The following is a 16,780-nucleotide window of genomic DNA, read 5'->3' as shown; positions in this document are numbered from 1 at the left end:
CGCGGTTGACATCGACATATCGTCGTGCTCATCGATCCGTGACAACGACATATCTTCGTTGTGACGGGCAAGCAGCGGGCCCACCCGCTCGGGCCATGTGCCCTGTCAGCGTGCTCGCTCGGTCTTGCGCCTCTCCCGCAACTCGCGCGTGGCCGCCTCGTCCACCACCCACTCCTCCGGCAGCCGCACCAGCGCATCGGGGTCGCCGGTGAAGCGCACCACCACCCCGTAGTCGCGCGCCGCCGCCTCCGGCGTCACGTAGCCGGCCGCCACGTCCTGCCGCACCCGCTCCGGATCGCGCGTGTAGGGGTCGCCGTACCCGCCGCCGCCCGGCAGGTGGAGGTGGATGAGCTGGCCCGGGCGCAGGTCGATGCGGGCCTTGGGGTTCGGCCGCTCGCCCGAGTCGAGCACGACCTCCCCGGGCGCCCCCGGTCCGCCGCCGAGCAGCCCGGGGGCGGGGAAGCGAGTGCGGTCCACGATCCCCGAGACGCTCCAGGCGCCCCGCCCCCGGCAGCCGAAGGTGGTGCGCTGGCCGAGCCCGCCGCGCCACCGGCCCGGGCCACCGGAGTCGGGACGCAGCTCCCGCTTCCACAGGATGAGGGGCGAGAGGGCCTCCACCACCTCGGCCGGCACGCCGGCGACGCCGCTCGGGAAGCCCACCGTGTTGAGCCCGTCCTGCGAGGGCCGCGCGCCGGTGCCTCCCACCTGGAACATCGTGAAGGTGAAGGGGGGGTCGCTGCCGCGCCAGACCGTCAGCCAGATCGGGTCCGCGCCCGGCGCGATCACCCGGTCGGGCAGCGCGCCCGCCAGGGCGGCGTAGATGGCCGTGGGGATGAAGTGGCCGAGGGCGTGGCGGCTGGCCACCGGGGCCGGCGGGAGGGCGTGGAGGATGCACCCCGGCGGCGCGCTGACGTGGACCGGGCGGAAGCCGCCCTCATTGTGCGGGATGTCCGGGTAGATGGCGGCCTTCACGGCGAAGGAGGCGTAGGCGTGGGTGTAGTTGAGCACGACGTTGATGCCGCGGGGGCTCTGGGGCGAGGAGCCGGTGAAGTCGATCCACAGCTCGTCCCCGGCCACGCGCACCCGACAGCGGATCAGGATCGGCTCGTCGAAGCCGTCGCTCCACGTCTCGCTCGTCCACTCCCCGTCCGGCAGGGCCCGGATGCGCTGGCGCACCGCCGCCTCACTGCGGCGGACGATCTCCTCGGCCACGTCGTCGAGCGTGGCCAGGCCGAACTCCTCCATCGTCTCCAGCAGCGCCCGCGCGCCCGCCTCGTTGCAGGCGGCCTGGGCGTAGAGGTCACCCACCACCTCGTCGGGCAGGCGCACGTTGGCGCGGATGACGGCGAGGAGGACCTGGTTGGGTTCGCCCCGGTCGAAGAGCTTGAGGATGGGGAGGAGCAGCCCTTCCTCGTAGACCTCGCGGGCCTCCGCTGAGAGGAGCCGGCCGCCGATGTCCGGAGCGTGGCAGGTGTTGGCGAAGAGGGCCACCAGGCGCCCGCCCCGGAAGACCGGCGTGGCCACCGTGATGTCGTTCACCTGCCCCGCCGTCATCCAGGGGTCGTTGGTCAGCAGCACGTCGCCCGGGGCGAGCCGCTCGGGCGGGTAGGCGCGCAGGAAGTGGCGCATGGAGGTGGCCATGGCGTTGATGTGGCCGGGGGTACCGCTCACCGACTGCGCGATCATCCGGCCCTGCGGGTCGAAGAGGCCGCAGGCCAGGTCCTGGCTCTCGCGCACCACGGTGGAGAAGGCGGTGCGCATGAGGGCGTCCTGCTGCTCGGTGACCACGGCGAGCAGCCGGCTCCAGATCACCTCCAGGGTGATGGGGTCGAGGGCCGTCTCACGCATGGCCGGCCTCCGGCCCGGGCGCCCCGGCGAACTCCACGATGACGTTCAGGTGCTCGTCCACGCGGGCGTGCGCGCCCGGACCCACCACCAGGGTGGACTCGCGCTCCTCCACCACCGCGGGACCGGTGAAGCGGTCGCCCGGGCGCAGGACGTAGCGGTCGAGCACCGGCGTCTCCACGAAGCCGCCGGCTTCGGGGAAGAAGCACCGGCGCGTCCCCTTGCGGGCGCGACCGGCCGCCGCCTCCAGGGGGAAGCGCACCGCGAGGTCGGGGACGGGGCCACTCGCGGTCAGGCGCCAGTTCACCACCTCTACCGGGACGGCAGGCCCGGCGCGACCGTAGCGCTCTCGGTAGGCGCGCTCGAAGGCCGCGGTCAGGGCGGCGGCCGACCGGGTGTCCAGCACGCCGTCGGGGAGCGGTACTTCGACCTCGTGCCCCTGCCCGGCGTAGCGCATGTCCGCGCTCACCCGCACCGTCACCGCCTCCGAGGGGACACCGGCGCGCGCCAGGAGCGCCCGCCCCTCCTCCGCCATCCCCTGCACCAGGACCGAGACCGCCGCCCAGTCCAGCGCGTCCAGACGGGCGGGGGCGCTGCGCACGAAGTCGAAGGCCAGCGGCGCCGCCAGCAGCCCGAAGGTGGAGCCCACCCCGGCGCCGAGCGGCGCGATCACCGCCGGCAGACGCAGGATGCGCGCCAGGTGGCTGGCGTGCACCGGTCCCGCTCCGCCGAAGGCGAAGAGCGGCAGGCGGCGCGGGTCACGGCCGCGCTCGGCCAGGTGGGCGCGGGCGGCCTGGGCCATCTGCTCGTTCACCACCTGGTGGATCCCCCAGGCGGCCTGCTCCACGCTCAACCCCAGACGGGCGGCCAGCGGGGCAAGGGCGCGGCGGGCGGCGGCGGGGTCGAGCGGCATGCGCCCACCCAGGAAGTAGGCGGGGTCGAGGTAGCCCAGCACCAGGTCGGCGTCGGTGACGGTGGGCTCGCGCCCGCCGCGGCCGTAGCAGGCCGGCCCGGGGTCGGCCCCGGCGCTCTCCGGCCCCACCTTCAGCAGGCCCAGCGCGTCCACCCGGGCGATGCTGCCGCCGCCGGCTCCGATCTCGATCATGTCGATCACGGGGATGCGGACCGGCAGCCCGCTGCCGCGGCGGAAGCGGTAGACACGGTCGACCTCGAACTCGTCCACCCGTAGCGGCGCGCCGCCCGCCACCGCGCACAGCTTGGCGGTGGTCCCGCCCATGTCGAAGGAGAGCAGGTCGGGGAAGCCGGCGCGGCGGCCCAGCGCCGCGGCGGCCAGCGCGCCCGCGGCCGGCCCGGACTCCAGCAGGCGGACCGGAAAGCGCACCGCGGTCTCCACCGTGCCCACCCCGCCGCTGCTCAGCATGACGAAGACCTGCCCGGCGAAGCCCGCCTCGAGCAGGCGCCTCTCCAGCGCCCCCAGGTAGCGGGCCACCCGTTCCTGCACGTAGACGTTGGCGGCGGTGGTGCTCATCCGCGGGAACTCGCGCAGCTCCGGAGCCACATCCGCGCTGCAGGCCACCTGCAGCTCGGGCGCCACCTCGCGGATCAGCGCCGCGGTGCGGTGCTCGTGGACGGGGTTGCGGTAGCTGTGCAGGTAGCAGACCGCCACCGCCCGGATGCCCCGGGCCCGCAGCTCGGCGGCCAGCCGGCGCACGTAGGCCTCGTCGAGCGGCAAGAGCACGGTGCCGTCGGCGGCCAGACGCTCGGGGACGTCGAAGCGCAGGTGGCGGGGGACGAGCGGCCGGGGCAGCTCCAGTCGCAGGTCGTAGAGCTCGTAGCGGTGCTCGCGGCCGATCTCCAGGGCGTCCCGGAACCCCATGGTGGCGAGGAGCGCGGTGGGCGGCCCGCTGCGCTCGATGAGGGTGTTGGTCACCAGGGTGGTGCCGTGCACCAGCGTCCCCGCCACGGGGCGCTCCCCGTCGCGCGGGAGGGCGCGGCGCACCACCGCCGCCACGGCCTCGCCGGGGTCGGCCGGCGTGGTCAGGTGCTTGGCGATGACGGCGCGGCCGTCCGGCGGGACCAGCAGCAGGTCCGTGAAGGTGCCCCCGACGTCGACGCCGACGCGCACCACGGGTCAGTCGCGATAGCCGGGGGGCGGCGGGGTGCGGTGCCAGAGGTCAAAGACGACGGGCTGGCGGCGGGTGTCGTGGTCCTCGTCGTCGTCGATGGCCTCCATCTCGCAGAAGAACTCCACGCGCACCCCGAAGGGGTCCCGGATGTAGACGGCGATGTTGTTCCCGGCGGCGTGGCGCACCGGCCCGACCTCGACGCGCACCGTCTGCGCGGCGCACCAGTCGAGGACCGCCTTGATGGCGTTCCAGTCCCCCACGTCGTAGGCGTGGTGGTGCAGCGTCACCCGGTCGAACTTGAGGAAGCCCAGGTTGTGGTGCTCCGGGCGGCAGCGCAGGAAGGCCTGGGTGTCCGGCACCCAGTCCGAGACGCGGAAGCCCGCCGTGCGGAAGAAGGCCATGGCGCCATCCGGGTCCGGCGTCATGCGGGTGAAGTGGCCCAGCCGCAGCACCGGGGCCGGCCCCGCCGGGACCAGCACCCCCAGCCGGTCCATCGCCCGGTAGACCTCGTTCCACATGCCCAGCGGGTCCTGGAACTGGAAGGCCAGCCCGCGGCGGCCCGGCTCCGGCATCGCCTCCCGCACCGGCACCCCGCGTTCGGCCAGCGCCGTCCACAGCGCCGCGGTTTCCTCGTCGCTGTCCGTCTCCCAGGCCAGGTGGTCCACGCCGGGCTCCGCGCCGGAGCGCAGCTCCAGGCAGTGGTGCTCCCACTGGGCGCGCAGGTAGACGGCCCCGTCGGCCTCCTCGGAGACCGCCAGCCGTACCACCCGCGTGTAGAAGTCGAGGGCCCGGCCCAGGTCCGGCACGCGCAGGGCCAGGTGGCCGGGGCGACGGATGCGCCGCGGCGCCTTCGCCGGCCGGGCCGCGGGGGCGGACACGGCGGCTTCCGGGCGCGTCCCGGGAGCGGACACGGTGGCTTCCGGGTGCGTCCCAGGAGCGGACACGGTGGTCTGCGACTGGTCCCGTGCGCTCACCGCCGATCTCCCATGACCCTCACCGCGGCTTCACCGTGAGGAACCCGTCCACCATGCGGCCCACCCCGCGGGCGCGGGCCCGCTCGTAGACCACGCGGGCCACCGCCAGGTCCTGCGCCGCCGTCCCCGAGGGCTTGAAGAGGACGAGCTCCCCGGTGCGCAGCGGCACTTCGCCGGCGAGGACGCGCCCCACCTCCACCACGTCCCCCTCGCCGATGGCACCCGCCGCCAGCGCCGCGCGCACGTCCCCCGACTCCTGCAGCGCCTGGTCGCGGTGGTCTACCAGCACGCGGCCGGCCCGCCGCACCGTCGCTTCGTCGACCTCGCGCAGGTCGGGCCGGGTGGCGCCGATGGAGACGATCACCGTCCCCGGCGCAAACCACGCCCCCTGCACCACCGGGTGGGCGGCGCGCGTCGCCAGCACGACGAGCGAGGCCGCCGCCACCGCCTGGGGGTCGCCCACCGCCTCCACCGCCACCCCCAGGCGCGCCGACATCTCCCGGGCGAACCGCTCCCGCCGCTCCGCCCGCGGGCTGTAGACGACCGCCGCCTCGACGGCCACTGCCTGCGCGATGGCCTCGAGCTGCCCCTGCGCCTCGAACCCCGAGCCGAAGAGGCCCAGCCGCCCCACCCCCGTGGGGAAGGCGAAGCGCACGAACGCCGCCGTCACGGCGCCGGTGCGCCGCTGGGTGAGGGTCGAGGCGTCCATCAGCGCGAGCAGCGCCCCCGTCCGCGCGTCGTAGAGGAGCACCAGGTAGGTGAGGCCCGTCCCCTGCGCCAGCGCCATCACCTTCGCCCCGGCCAGCGGCCCGTCCCCGTCCTGCAGCACCCCCGGCATCACGCGGAACCAGCCGTGCGCTGTCTCCACGGTCAGGCGCGTCGGCACCCGCACCCCGCCGGCGGCCTCGGCGGCGAAGAGGGCCTCGACCGCCTCCACGGCGGCGGCGGGATCGAGCAGGCTGGCCACGTCCTCGGCGGTTAGCACCAGCACCCCGCCGGGCGGGGCGGGGGCGCCGGGTGGCGACACGACGGTCACGGCGGCCGGCCCCGCAGCGGTCACGCCGGGTGGCGCCCCTGGAAGAAGCGCTCGTCCGGGTCCGCGGTGACGTCGAGCCCGGAGGCCACCGCCCCCTCGCGCAGCAGCCGCATCTGCGCGCCGTTGAGGCGCAGGTGCGGCATGCGGATGGGCCCGCCGTTGAACCCGTTGAGCCACTCCATGTACTTCCAGGCCAGCCGGGGCACGAGCCCCGCGCCGGTGAGCGTGCCGCGCAGCGCCTGGTAGGCCTCGCGGCAGGGCTGCAGGGCCCAGTAGAGCGGCATCGCCTCCTCCCAGCGCCCCTCCTGCATCAGCCGGAACAGGCGGGGGATGCGGTCCCCGAAGTAGTTGTAGTAGCTCGTCCCGAGCCACTGCATCCCGTAGGCGTCCACCCAGGCCGGGGCGTTGTGCTCCAGCGGGTCGGTGATGACGAGCTGGTGCCCCACGCGCTTCTGCACCTCCACCATGCCGCCGGTCCCGGGGTGGCCCACTTCGTACTTGAGCGCCACCACGGTCTCCTCCCGGGCCAGTTCGACGATCGCCTCCGGGGGGAAGGCCGACGGGTGGAGGCGGCGGAACCCCCAGAAGCCCACCGCGAAGAGGATGATCCCCAGGTCGGTGGCCCGGCTCACCGCGCGCGTGTAGGCGATGATGTCCTGGGCGCTGCGCGGGTAGAAGGTCAGCGGGTAGCTCAACAGCAGCAGCACCCCGCCGTGCTCCTCGGCGAAGCGGCACACCGTCACGACGTCCTCCAGCGTGTCGAAGGAGCCGTGGATGACCAGGTGGTGGGTGGGCGGGGCGGCGGCGGCGGCGATCTCGATGAACGCCTGGTACTCCGCCACCGTGGCCCCGCACTCCGAGGCCAGCAGCGAGCCCCAGAAACCGAACTCCACCGAACGGCGCACGTCGTGGGCGATGGCCGCCGCGTTCAGCCGCCGCAGGTCGCCGGTGAAGGTCGGCAGGACGACGTTGCACACCCCGCGCATGTGCTCGCGCGCCCAGGCCTTGGCCTCGGCACGGGTGTAGGGGAGCGTCACGGTCCCTTCCTCGCCGCGGTCCCATCGGAGGATGCCAACCCTACCCGGCGCAACCGGTCGGTCACCAGCCGCCGGGTCCGGTCAATGTGCGCGCGGACCACAGCGACAGCACGGGCGTCATCGCCTTTGACCAGGGCATCGAGAATGGCCCGATGTTCCCGGTTTGCTGACCGGATCCTGGGGCGAGCTCCTGCCACGAACTGGAGGAAACGATCGATGGGCATCCGTACAGCATCGAGTAGCTTCGGCAGGAGCGGATTCCCTGACAACTCGGCAATCTCCTGATGGAAGCGCCGGTCCAGCTCCAGCCAGTCCTCACCCGTTTCCCGTTCCATGGCGGCCAGCAGCGTGCCAAGCCGCGCAGCAGCGTCCGCCGGTCGTCGAACAGCCCGGCGCACCGCCAGTCCTTCCAGCACCGTCCTGAGGGTCCACAGGTCCTCCAGGTCGTCGGTGTCGAGAGGCGTAACCACGGCATGCCGATAGGGGGCCAGCATGATGATGCCCGCCGCCTCCAATTGCCGGAACGCCTCCCGGACGACGGTACGACTCACGCCCAGTTCCCGCGTCAGCTGAAACTGGTTCAGTTCCCCCCCCATCGGGAACTCGCCGGAGGCGATCCGCTCGCGCACCTCAGCGGCGACGAGCTCCGCCAGCGTCTGGCGACTGCGCAGCCGCCCGAGGGAACGCCAGGCAGCCGACAGGGACAAGGGCTCCCGCTGGGTCGTCCTCAATTGATGTTCCACCTCGGCCAGAGCCTGGCCCGGCGCACATAGTAGGCCCAGGCCCGATCAAGGTTCACCTCGTCCTCCCACACCTGCGCATACGCCCTGACCTCCCGTGAACTGTAGAAACGGGGCCGTCCCACCAGCATCGCCGCCAACTGCACCCGCGCCGCCTCCTCGAGGTAAATGGCCCGTACGCAGGCCTCCCGGAGTGTCCGCCCCACCACCACCTGGCCGTTGCCGCGCAGCAGGACGGCCGTCCCGCCGCGGAGGGCGCGCGCCACCTGCTGACCCAGCCGTGGTGTGGTCACCAGCCCCCCGCCCGGATACACAGCCGCCGGCCCGCCCAGGATCGTCCCCAGGTAGTGTAGCGGTCGGACGGGGACGCCGATCACGCTGAGCACGGAGGCTGCAGGCCCGTGGATCCGGCAAATGGCGCCGACCCCTCCGTCGGCCCGGTAGACACTGGCGTGGACGGGCCACTCCAGGGGGAGCCGCCCGCCCTGCACTCGCCCCGTCGACAGGTCCATCTCCACCAACGTCCCCACGCTCACCGCTCCTGGAGCGATCCGAGGCGTCAGCAGGACGATCTCCGTCCCCGGCACTCGTGCACTCACGTGCCCAAAAGCCTCCACCAACCCGGTTGACGCCAGCACGCGGCTGGCCCACACCAGCTCTCGGGCGATGAAGGCTCGTCTATCCAGTCTGGTCGGCCGACCCATCCTACGATCGGAGGCCGTCACGTCCGCAGGTATGCGCGCAGCTCCCGGACATGGGCGACGAACTCCGGAGTGTGCCGCATCTCGTAGTACCGAGGTCTCGGCAGCTCGATCACCACGCTGCCCGCCAGGCGGCCAGGTCGCGATGTCATGACGAACACCTGGTCCGACATATAGACGGCCTCGCCGATATTATGCGTTACCAGGACAACCGTCTTCCCCGTACGTTCCCAGATCCTCAAGATCTCGTGGTTCAGCTGATCCCTGGTGAGGTCATCCAGAGCGCTGAAGGGCTCGTCGAAGAGGATCAGCGGCGGATCATGAATCAGCGCCCGACAGATCGCCACGCGTTGTTGCATCCCCCCAGAGAGCTCACGGGGCCAGTGGCGCTCGAACTCACCGAGGCCGACCATCTCCAGGAGCTGGCGCGCCCGATCCCGATAGGGAACGATGGGCAACCCGCGAATCTCGACGGGCAACAACACATTGTCGACGACCGAGCGCCACGCCAGCAACGTGGGCGACTGGAAGACGATGCCGATGTCCGGCTGAGGGCCGTAGACCCGCCTTCCATCCAACCAAACCTCTCCCGACGTCATCGGAATGACGCCCAGAATGACCTTCAGGATCGTGCTCTTGCCGCACCCGCTGGGCCCGATCAAACTGACGAACTGGCCGGGGACCACGCGCAGGGTCACTCCCCTTACTGCCGGGAACACGGAACCACGCCGGACGAAGTCGACGGTCAGATCCCGCAACTCCAGGGCAATTCCCTTGCGCCCTTCCAGACGCCGGCTTCCAGGGGCGATGCCCACCGTCACGGCCCGGTACTCGCGCCCTCCTGCTCGAACACGACCACGCGCAGCGGCGTAGACTTCCAGCCGTTGACCGGATTGAGCTCCTGCGGGCATACCGACACGGCGACGAGCAAGTCCATCTCCGCCCGCAGTTCGATGTAATCACCCGGTTTTGACGTCGGTTCCGCGATCTCAGCACGACCATCAGGGTGGTGAATGACATTCATGAAGGGGGCAAAGGCCCCAGGGAGCTCATCCTTGGCGATTCCCCAGGGGGCCACAGCCGCGGCCAGATTGTCGCGGCAGTTCGCCGTTCCTCGAACCCCATAACGCAGGTAGTTGAGCTCCTCACTGCACATGGCACCGCCAGGGTAATTTCGACCCACGGTATCCTCAACAATGGTCAGCATCTTGCTGCAGTTGTTAGAGTACAAAGCATGACCCTTCGTAGGATTCCAGACATGATTGAGCAACATGGTGTTCTCGTTGTTGAGGCGATCTTTGAAGTCGTGAAGGTTGAAACAGATGAGATCTGCCACCTGCTTGCCCTCAACGTCCTCAATGCGCAGCACCTGACCTGTTGTCAGGGTGAAGGCGGTGTACGCCTTCCCGGGAAGAATGCGATCAGTCACCACTCTCCTCACAGCCGCCCTCACCTCCTCCCGCAGGGTCAACCCCTCTGCTCCTCGGTCAACCACGGGAGCAGCACCCGCTCCAGCCACCGAACGCCATGAAACATGAGCACGCCCGCAAAGCCCAGAATCGCAATGGAGACAAAGATTTGCTCAGTCTCGAGCCGACCTGCACCAGTCAGGATTAGGAAACCCAACCCTTGGTCGGCGCTCACAAATTCCCCAACAACGCTCCCGATCAGCGCCAGCGTGATCGCCACGCGAAGTCCCGCGAAGATGTACGGCAGCGCATTCGGGAAACGCACCTTTCGCAGCTCCTGCCACCGGGTCGCTGAAAGGCCGCGGACCAGGTGGAGCAAGTCCTCGTCTACCGCCCGGAGCCCCACCACTGTGTTCACGACAATGGGGAAAAAAGACACCAGGAACGCGACGGCGATCTTCGGGGCACTGCCAAATCCCAACCAGATGACCAGCAAGGGGGCGATCGCGATAGTGGGGATGACCTGGGACGTGATCAGCAGAGGCAGCAAGGTCTCCTCTAGAAGCCTGAACCGCACGATGAGGATCCCCAGGCAGACACCCACCAGGGCTGAGAGGCCGAAGCCCATGAGGGCCTCGCGCAGCGTCACTAGCGCATGGGCGAAAATGATCCTCCAGTGGGCGGCAGCGAAACTGCCTATGACCGTTGGCGGCGGCAGGACGTAACGAGGAAAGGACTCCTGCCGGGAGAAGAGCTCCCAGAGTACCACGAGTCCGGCAACCAGCAGCACCGGCTTGATGCGGGACATCACGCCGGATCACGGCTTGGGCGGCAGAAACGGCTTGGGCGGCAGAAACTCCGTGGTGTAGAGCTGGCTCAACGGCACCCGCGCACGCTGACCTCCGTACTTGACCATGAGCTCCTGGGTGGTCCTCCACCGCGCCTCGCTCATCCACCCCAAGCCCCGGCGGAGCACCTCGTCATCCGTGAAGTACGCCGCAAGCACGTCCAGCTCGGCGGCAAAATAGGCGCGAGTGGCCCCCGGATCCTTCGTATAGCCCGCGGTAATGTTGGCGGCTTCCTGGCGATGGCTCAGAGCCCACTGAAGGCCCCGCAGTGAAACCTCAACGAACCTGCGGACAGTCTCCACATTACCCCGGAGATAACGGGTGTTCACCAGGATGCCGCTCGAATAGGAGTTGATCCCCATGGCATGGTAGGGGAGCACATCGAACTGGTCCAGGACATTGACGAACTCCTGGAGGTACCCCAGGGCACAGTCGATCTTGCCCTCCCGAACGGAGGGTACACGCGCCGCAAACGACATGGCCACGAATCTCACCTGGGCCATGGTCAGGCCGTTGGCCTCCAGCACGGCGGGGAGCAGCGTCGCCGTGGCGGTCTGAGGAGCGTCCCCGATAGACCTGCCCTTGAGGTCGGCAATCCCGCGAATCCTCAAGTTCTTGTTACAGAGGAAGACGGCCGGGGTCTTCCGGATGACGACCGCAAGCATCTTCACAGGTGCCCCCGACGCGACGCCCTTGACCATGGTGGCGGCATCGGCAAAGCCGAACTGGGCCCTGCCTGCCCCCACAACTTTGACTGCATCACTGGATCCCTGCCCGGGACGGATGTCCACGCTCAGCCCGGACTCGGTGTACCAGCCCTTGTTCAGCGCGACGAAGAACGGCGCGTGGATACCGTCGATGCTCCAGTCCAGATAGAGCGTTACGGCCCGGTCGGCACCCGCCGAGGCGGGATGGACGGCGATCCCCAGGATCAGCCCGACGATCAGAAGACCAGCCATTCCACTGCGGCTCCTCTGGCCCATAACCCCCTCCCCCCCACGCCTCCGCTCGTGGATTGTCGGACTGTCATACAGTTCTAACTTCAACGATGGTAACCCGGCTCCCCGTGGGGGTGTCAATGGGGCGCCCGCAGGAGCGCCTGCGCGACGTGCGGGGCAGGGCTTACCGCAAGGCCACAAGGACTTCTTCCCGTTCCCAGTAGATCAGCCGGTTGCGCAGGGCGGCCAGCGCCCGGTCCATGACGAAGCCGATGAGCGCCACCAGGGCCACCGCCGCGAAGGTGCGCGCCTGGACCAGCGAGGCCGACGCGTAGAGGATGAGCCAGCCCAATCCCTCGGTGGCGCTGACCATCTCGGTGAGCACGGTGATGATGAAGGCGATGGGCAGGGCGATGCGGAAGCCGGCGAAGACCTGCGGCGCCGCCGCCGGCACCTGCACCCGCCAGAAGAGGCGCCACCGCCCCGCCCCCATGGTCTGCGCCGACCAGAGGTAGAGGCGGTCGACGTGGCGCAGCCCGTCGGCGGTGCTGATGGCGATGGGGTAGAGGCACTCCAGCGCCACCAGCGTCACCTTGGAGAGGTGTCCGATCCCCAGGAGGAAGACGAGGATCGGGTAGAGGGCCAGGCGCGGCACGGGGTAGGTGAGGGCGAGGAGCGGCTCCACCGCCCGGCTGACCGGCGCCACGCTGCTCAGCACCACTCCCAGCGGCACGCCCACGGCGACGGCCAGGCCGAAGCCGGCCACGATGCGGGTGAAGGAGGCCCCCAGGTGGCGGCCGAGCTGGGGGTCCTGGAGCAGCGCCCCCAGGTGCGCGGCGATGGCGCCGAGCGGGGGGAAGAGGCGCGGGTTCACCAGGCCCGAGCGCGCCACCACCTCCCAGGCCAGCAGCGCCGCCGCCACCGGCAGCACCCGGACCGCCACCGCCGCCACCCCGGGGAGCACCCGCCGTGAGCCCTCGACCACGCCGACGTCGCGGCGGACCGCCACCGCGCGATCGGCCGTCCTAGCCACGACGCGCCTCCTCCATGAGCACGATGCCGGCCAGGAGCCGCCGCCGCACCTCCAGCAACAGCCGGTCGGCGGCGAAGCCCAGCACGGCGATGGCCAGGATGGCCGCGAACATCAGGTCGAACCGCCCGCCGGCGTCCGCGCTCAGGATGAGGAAACCCAGTCCCAGCCGGTTCGACGAGCCGATGAGCTCGGAGGCCACCATCAGGATGAAGGCCAGCGCCAGCGCCACCCGCAGGCCGCTGAAGATGTGCACCGCCGCGCCCGGCAGCACGACGCGCAGGAAGACGCGGCCCCGCCCCGCCCCCATGTTCTGCGCCGCCCACACCCACAGCGGGTCCACCGCCCGCACCCCGTAGAGCGCGGCGATGTAGCAGGGGAAGAAGGTCGACAGGGCGATGAGGAGGATCTTGGAGGTGTCGCTGATGCCGAACCAGACCAGCAGGATCGGCAGGAAGGCCACCTTGGGGACGGGATAGGTGAGCGAGACCAGCGGCTCCACCGCGTCGCCCACACGCCGCCACACCCCGGCCAGCAAGCCCAATCCCACCCCCAGCCCGGCCCCCAGCGCGAATCCCGCCGCCGAACGGTAGAGGCTCACGGCGCTGTGGAGGAGCAGCTCCCCGCTGCGGATCAGGCGGAGCAGCTCCGCCAGCACCACGGCCGGGCTGGTCAGGTAGGGCGGGAGGACGTGCCAGGCGGCCGCCCCCTGCCACAGGGCCAGGACGGCGACCACCAGCCCCAGAGCCTCCCGCGTCACGGCCCTCCTCCCGGCCCCATCGGGCGCCCGCGCGGCCGCTCCCCGGACGCCCGGGCGCCCTCTGCCTGGGCGCCGGCTCCCTCCGCGCCCAGCTTCAGCACCTCCTCCCGCAGCAGGTCCCAGACGCGGTTGCGCACCTCGTGGAAGGCTTCGCTCTTCTTGACCTCCAGGCTGCGCGGGCGCGGGAAGGGTGCCGCCACCTCGGCCTTGATGCGCCCGGGCCGGGCCGAGAAGACCAGCACGCGGTCGCCCAGGTAGACCGCCTCCTCCACGTCATGGGTGACGAAGAGGACCGTCTTGCCCGTGGCCAGCCAGATGCGCTGCAGCTCCTCCTGCATCAGCTCGCGCGTCTGGGCGTCCAGCGCCCCGAACGGCTCGTCCATCAGCAACACCGCCGGGTCGAAGGCCAGCGTGCGGGCCAACGCCACGCGTTGCTTCATCCCGCCGCTGAGTTCCGCAGGGTAGGCGTCCTTGAAGGGGAGCAGCCCGACCAGGTCGAGGTAGCGCTCGGCGACAGCCAGCCGCTCCGCCCGCGGCCGCCCCTGCGCCTCCAGCCCCCAGACCACGTTGCCCAGGACGGTGCGCCACGGGAAGAGCGCCAGCTCCTGGAACATCACCCCGCGGTCAGGCCCCGGGCCGCGCACCTCCTGACCGTTCACCCGCATCACCCCGCCGCTGGGCGGGATGAAGCCGCCCAGCAGGTGCAGGAAGGTGGACTTGCCGCACCCGCTCGGCCCCACCACGGTGACGAACTCCCCGGCGCGCACCGCCAGGGAGAGGTCGAGCAGCGCCTCGACGCGCCGGTCGCCGCGGGTGAAGACCTTGGAGAGCCCGGCGACTTCCACCAGCGGACGCGCGGCCCCGGCCGCGTCCCGGGGCTCACCCCGCCCGGCGTCCACCACGGTCTCGCGCAGCGTGCCGCCTCCCCGCGTCTCCGTCAGAAGGGCAGCAGCGAGGTGTCGACGAGCCGGCGCACGTCGACCGCCTTCGTCTGCCAGCCCAGCTTCAGGTGCAGCTCCTGCATCCGGCGCAGGAACTCGAAGGAGATGCGGGCCGACGGGTCCCGGTACCAGTCCTGCATGCTGAAGTAGACCTCCGGCGGCACGGTGATGAAGCGCTTCTCCAGCAGCGCCTGCCGCGCCTCCCGCTGGTTGGCCAGGTACCAGCGCGTGGCGGCGACGAAGTCGCGCAGGAAGGCCCGCACGGCCTCGCGGTGGCGCCGGACGAAGTCCGGCCGCAGGAAGATGGTGATCAGTTCCTCCTCGAAGGGGACGCCCGTCTTGGAGGTGAAGACGACCACCACCCCGCCGCGCGTCTGCTCCACGTGGAAGAAGGGGTTGGGGAAGGCGCCCACGTCAATGCGCCGTGCCCGCAGGGCCTCGCCCATGGCCGGGAAGGGGACGATGACGTAGCTGACATCGCGGTTGGGGTCGAGCCCGGCCGCGTCGATGGCCGCCCGCGCCCACAGCTCCGTGGCGGTCTTGAAGCCCACGATCCCCACCCGCTTGCCGCGCAGGTCCCGGGCGGAGCGGATCCCCGCGTCTGCCAGCGCCAGGTAGGTGGTGTTGTGCCAGTTCCCGCCGGGTACCTCCTTGGAGACGCTGGCCACCAGCACCAGCGGCACCCCCTGTTCCGCCGCGAAGAGCGCGGTGGGCCCGGGGATGGTGCCGCCGTCGAGCTGGCCCGCCTCGTAGGCCCGCAGGCGGTCGTCGCTGGCCCGGAAGGCGGTGAAGCGCAGCGTATAGGCGCGCCCCTGGTTGGGGGTGATGTCGGGGCGCGCCGCCATCAGCCAGAGCTGCTCCTCGGCGGCGAAGCCGTGCCCCAGACGGATCTCCACGGGCGCCGCGGGCGCGCCCGCGGCCAGGCCCCCCGGTCCCAGGGTCCCCGCCAGCAGGAGGAGCCCCGCCATCAGCAAGAGGGTCGTGCGCATCAGACCGTCACCTCCGCAGGGCGTCGCCCGGGACGGTCCGGCCGCCCCCACCGGACGCGGCCGTCTCGTGTACGCCTGGGCGCCCGAGAGATGTATACAGTTATTGTCGCGGGGCGGGTGACACTCCTGCCAGGGCACCGCGGCGCAGGCGAGGCCCAGACGCAGGCCCGCAGGACGGAGCGACGGGCGGGCCGGCCCGGCTCAGCGCCAGGCCGGTTCAGCGGTAGACGTTGAGCGGGTGCTGGCGCAAGCGGGCTCCCAGGCGGCGGCGCAGCGCGTCGAAGACCTCCAGGTCGTGCTCCCCCACGAAGGTGATGGCCACGCCGGTGCGCCCGGCCCGGGCGGTGCGGCCCACCCGGTGGACGTAGGTGTCCACGTCCTCGGGCATGTCGAAGTTGATGACGTGGGAGACCGCGGGCAAGTCCAGCCCGCGCGCGGCCACGTTGGTGGTCACCAGCAGCGGCCGCTCCCCCTCCGCGAACGCCCGCAGCGCCCGCAGCCGCGCCCCCTGGGCCATGCCGCCGTGGAGCACGCCCACGCGGTGGCGCTCCCCCAGCAGGCGGGCCAGGCGGTCGGCGCGGTGCTTCGTGCGGCGGAAGATCAGGGCCGAGGCGACGGGCTCCCGGCTGAGCAGCAGCCGCAGCGCGCGCACCTTGTCGCGCTCGGCCACCTCGACGTAGTACTGCTCCACCGTCTCCACCGTGGGCACCGGGGCGTCGATGGCCACCCACACCGGCCGGCGCATCCGCTGCTCGGCCAGGGTGCGCACGGCCGGCGGCATCGTGGCCGAGAAGAGCCCGGTCTGCCGCACGGGGGGCGTGGCGGCCAGGATGCGGCTCACGTCCAGCAGGAAGCCCATGTCCAGCATGCGGTCGGCCTCGTCCAGCACGACGACGCGGACGGCGGTCAGGCGGACGGTGCCGCGGCCGAGGTGGTCGAGGAGCCGCCCCGGCGTGGCCACCACCACCAGGGGGGCCCGGCGCAGGGCCGCAAACTGCTGCTCGATGGGCTGGCCCCCAAAGAGGGCCACGACGCGCAGCGCCCGGCCCGCGCCCAGCGCCCGCAGGTCGTCGGTCACCTGCAGGGCCAGCTCGCGGGTGGGGACGAGGACGAGCGCCTGTGGTCCCGTCTTCGGCGGCGCCGTGTCCTGCGGCTCGGGGTCCACCCGCTCGACCAGGGGGATGCCGTACGCTCCGGTCTTGCCGGAGCCGGTCTGGGCCTGGCCGATGAGGTCCCGTCCCTCCAGGAGGATGGGGATGACCCGCTCCTGGATGGGGGTCGGGGTCCGCCATCCCAGGTGTGCAATGGCCCGAAGCGTTTCGGCGCGCAGCGGAAAGCGGTCGAAGCCCGAGGTGCGGGCGGGATCCTGCAGGAGGGTCTGTGTGCTCATCGAGATCTCCTTCACGGTCCGGCGGACCGCCTGGCTGGCGGCCGCCGGAGCATTG

At 71.4% G+C, this 16,780-nt stretch carries 16 protein-coding genes; all 16 read right to left on the bottom strand.

Going from position 1 to position 16,780, the window contains the following annotated elements; genetic code table 11:
- Window positions 1-105 precede the first annotated feature (105 nt).
- Window positions 106-1,848 (bottom strand): hydantoinase B/oxoprolinase family protein, encoded by a 1,743-nt coding sequence (locus tag RB146_06470; protein MDQ7828622.1) that lies wholly within the window; start codon window positions 1,846-1,848, stop codon window positions 106-108.
- The gene (locus RB146_06465; GenBank protein ID MDQ7828621.1) at window positions 1,841-3,931 is read right to left on the bottom strand and encodes a hydantoinase/oxoprolinase family protein; all 2,091 of its coding nucleotides are present in this window, start codon (window positions 3,929-3,931) and stop codon (window positions 1,841-1,843) included. The genes RB146_06470 and RB146_06465 overlap by 8 nt, the downstream gene beginning before the upstream one ends.
- Before the next feature lie 6 nt (window positions 3,932-3,937).
- A complete protein-coding gene (locus RB146_06460) occupies window positions 3,938-4,810 on the bottom strand; it encodes a VOC family protein (GenBank protein MDQ7828620.1) in 873 nt (290 codons plus the stop codon).
- A 115-nt stretch (window positions 4,811-4,925) separates the two neighbouring features.
- Window positions 4,926-5,966 (bottom strand): ornithine cyclodeaminase family protein, encoded by a 1,041-nt coding sequence (locus RB146_06455; GenBank protein ID MDQ7828619.1) that lies wholly within the window; start codon window positions 5,964-5,966, stop codon window positions 4,926-4,928.
- A complete protein-coding gene (locus RB146_06450; protein ID MDQ7828618.1) occupies window positions 5,963-6,979 on the bottom strand; it encodes a dihydrodipicolinate synthase family protein in 1,017 nt (338 codons plus the stop codon). Before RB146_06450 ends, RB146_06455 begins: the two co-directional genes overlap by 4 nt.
- Window positions 6,976-7,710, bottom strand: a complete 735-nt coding sequence (locus RB146_06445) for a GntR family transcriptional regulator (protein MDQ7828617.1) — start codon at window positions 7,708-7,710, stop codon at window positions 6,976-6,978. Before RB146_06445 ends, RB146_06450 begins: the two co-directional genes overlap by 4 nt.
- Complete coding sequence (locus RB146_06440; GenBank protein MDQ7828616.1) at window positions 7,707-8,423, bottom strand: class II aldolase/adducin family protein; 717 nt, start codon at window positions 8,421-8,423, stop codon at window positions 7,707-7,709. The genes RB146_06445 and RB146_06440 overlap by 4 nt, the downstream gene beginning before the upstream one ends.
- A gap of 17 nt (window positions 8,424-8,440) precedes the next feature.
- Window positions 8,441-9,241 carry an ABC transporter ATP-binding protein gene (locus RB146_06435; protein MDQ7828615.1) on the bottom strand — a complete coding sequence of 267 codons (801 nt, stop codon included), beginning with the start codon at window positions 9,239-9,241 and terminating at the stop codon, window positions 8,441-8,443.
- A complete protein-coding gene (locus RB146_06430; GenBank protein ID MDQ7828614.1) occupies window positions 9,238-9,849 on the bottom strand; it encodes an urea carboxylase-associated family protein in 612 nt (203 codons plus the stop codon). The genes RB146_06435 and RB146_06430 overlap by 4 nt, the downstream gene beginning before the upstream one ends.
- 38 nt (window positions 9,850-9,887) lie before the next feature.
- On the bottom strand, window positions 9,888-10,637 hold the full coding sequence (locus RB146_06425; GenBank protein ID MDQ7828613.1) for an ABC transporter permease: 750 nt from the start codon (window positions 10,635-10,637) through the stop codon (window positions 9,888-9,890).
- Window positions 10,638-10,646: 9 nt separating this feature from the next.
- Entirely contained in the window at window positions 10,647-11,636 is a 990-nt protein-coding gene (locus RB146_06420) for an ABC transporter substrate-binding protein (GenBank protein ID MDQ7828612.1), read from the bottom strand.
- Window positions 11,637-11,799: 163 nt separating this feature from the next.
- Window positions 11,800-12,648 (bottom strand): ABC transporter permease, encoded by an 849-nt coding sequence (locus tag RB146_06415; GenBank protein MDQ7828611.1) that lies wholly within the window; start codon window positions 12,646-12,648, stop codon window positions 11,800-11,802.
- The gene (locus RB146_06410) at window positions 12,641-13,405 is read right to left on the bottom strand and encodes an ABC transporter permease (protein MDQ7828610.1); all 765 of its coding nucleotides are present in this window, start codon (window positions 13,403-13,405) and stop codon (window positions 12,641-12,643) included. Before RB146_06410 ends, RB146_06415 begins: the two co-directional genes overlap by 8 nt.
- Window positions 13,402-14,304: an ABC transporter ATP-binding protein gene (locus tag RB146_06405; GenBank protein MDQ7828609.1), complete on the bottom strand. Its 903-nt coding sequence runs from the start codon at window positions 14,302-14,304 to the stop codon at window positions 13,402-13,404. The genes RB146_06410 and RB146_06405 overlap by 4 nt, the downstream gene beginning before the upstream one ends.
- A 38-nt stretch (window positions 14,305-14,342) precedes the next feature.
- Complete coding sequence (locus RB146_06400; protein MDQ7828608.1) at window positions 14,343-15,335, bottom strand: ABC transporter substrate-binding protein; 993 nt, start codon at window positions 15,333-15,335, stop codon at window positions 14,343-14,345.
- A gap of 217 nt (window positions 15,336-15,552) precedes the next feature.
- Window positions 15,553-16,725 (bottom strand): DEAD/DEAH box helicase, encoded by a 1,173-nt coding sequence (locus RB146_06395; GenBank protein MDQ7828607.1) that lies wholly within the window; start codon window positions 16,723-16,725, stop codon window positions 15,553-15,555.
- Window positions 16,726-16,780: the final 55 nt, after the last annotated feature.

The organism is Armatimonadota bacterium, assembly GCA_031081585.1.
In the GTDB taxonomy this organism is placed as follows: domain Bacteria; phylum Sysuimicrobiota; class Sysuimicrobiia; order Sysuimicrobiales; family Humicultoraceae; genus Geohabitans; species Geohabitans tengchongensis.
This window is presented reverse-complemented; position numbering and strand designations above follow the sequence as displayed.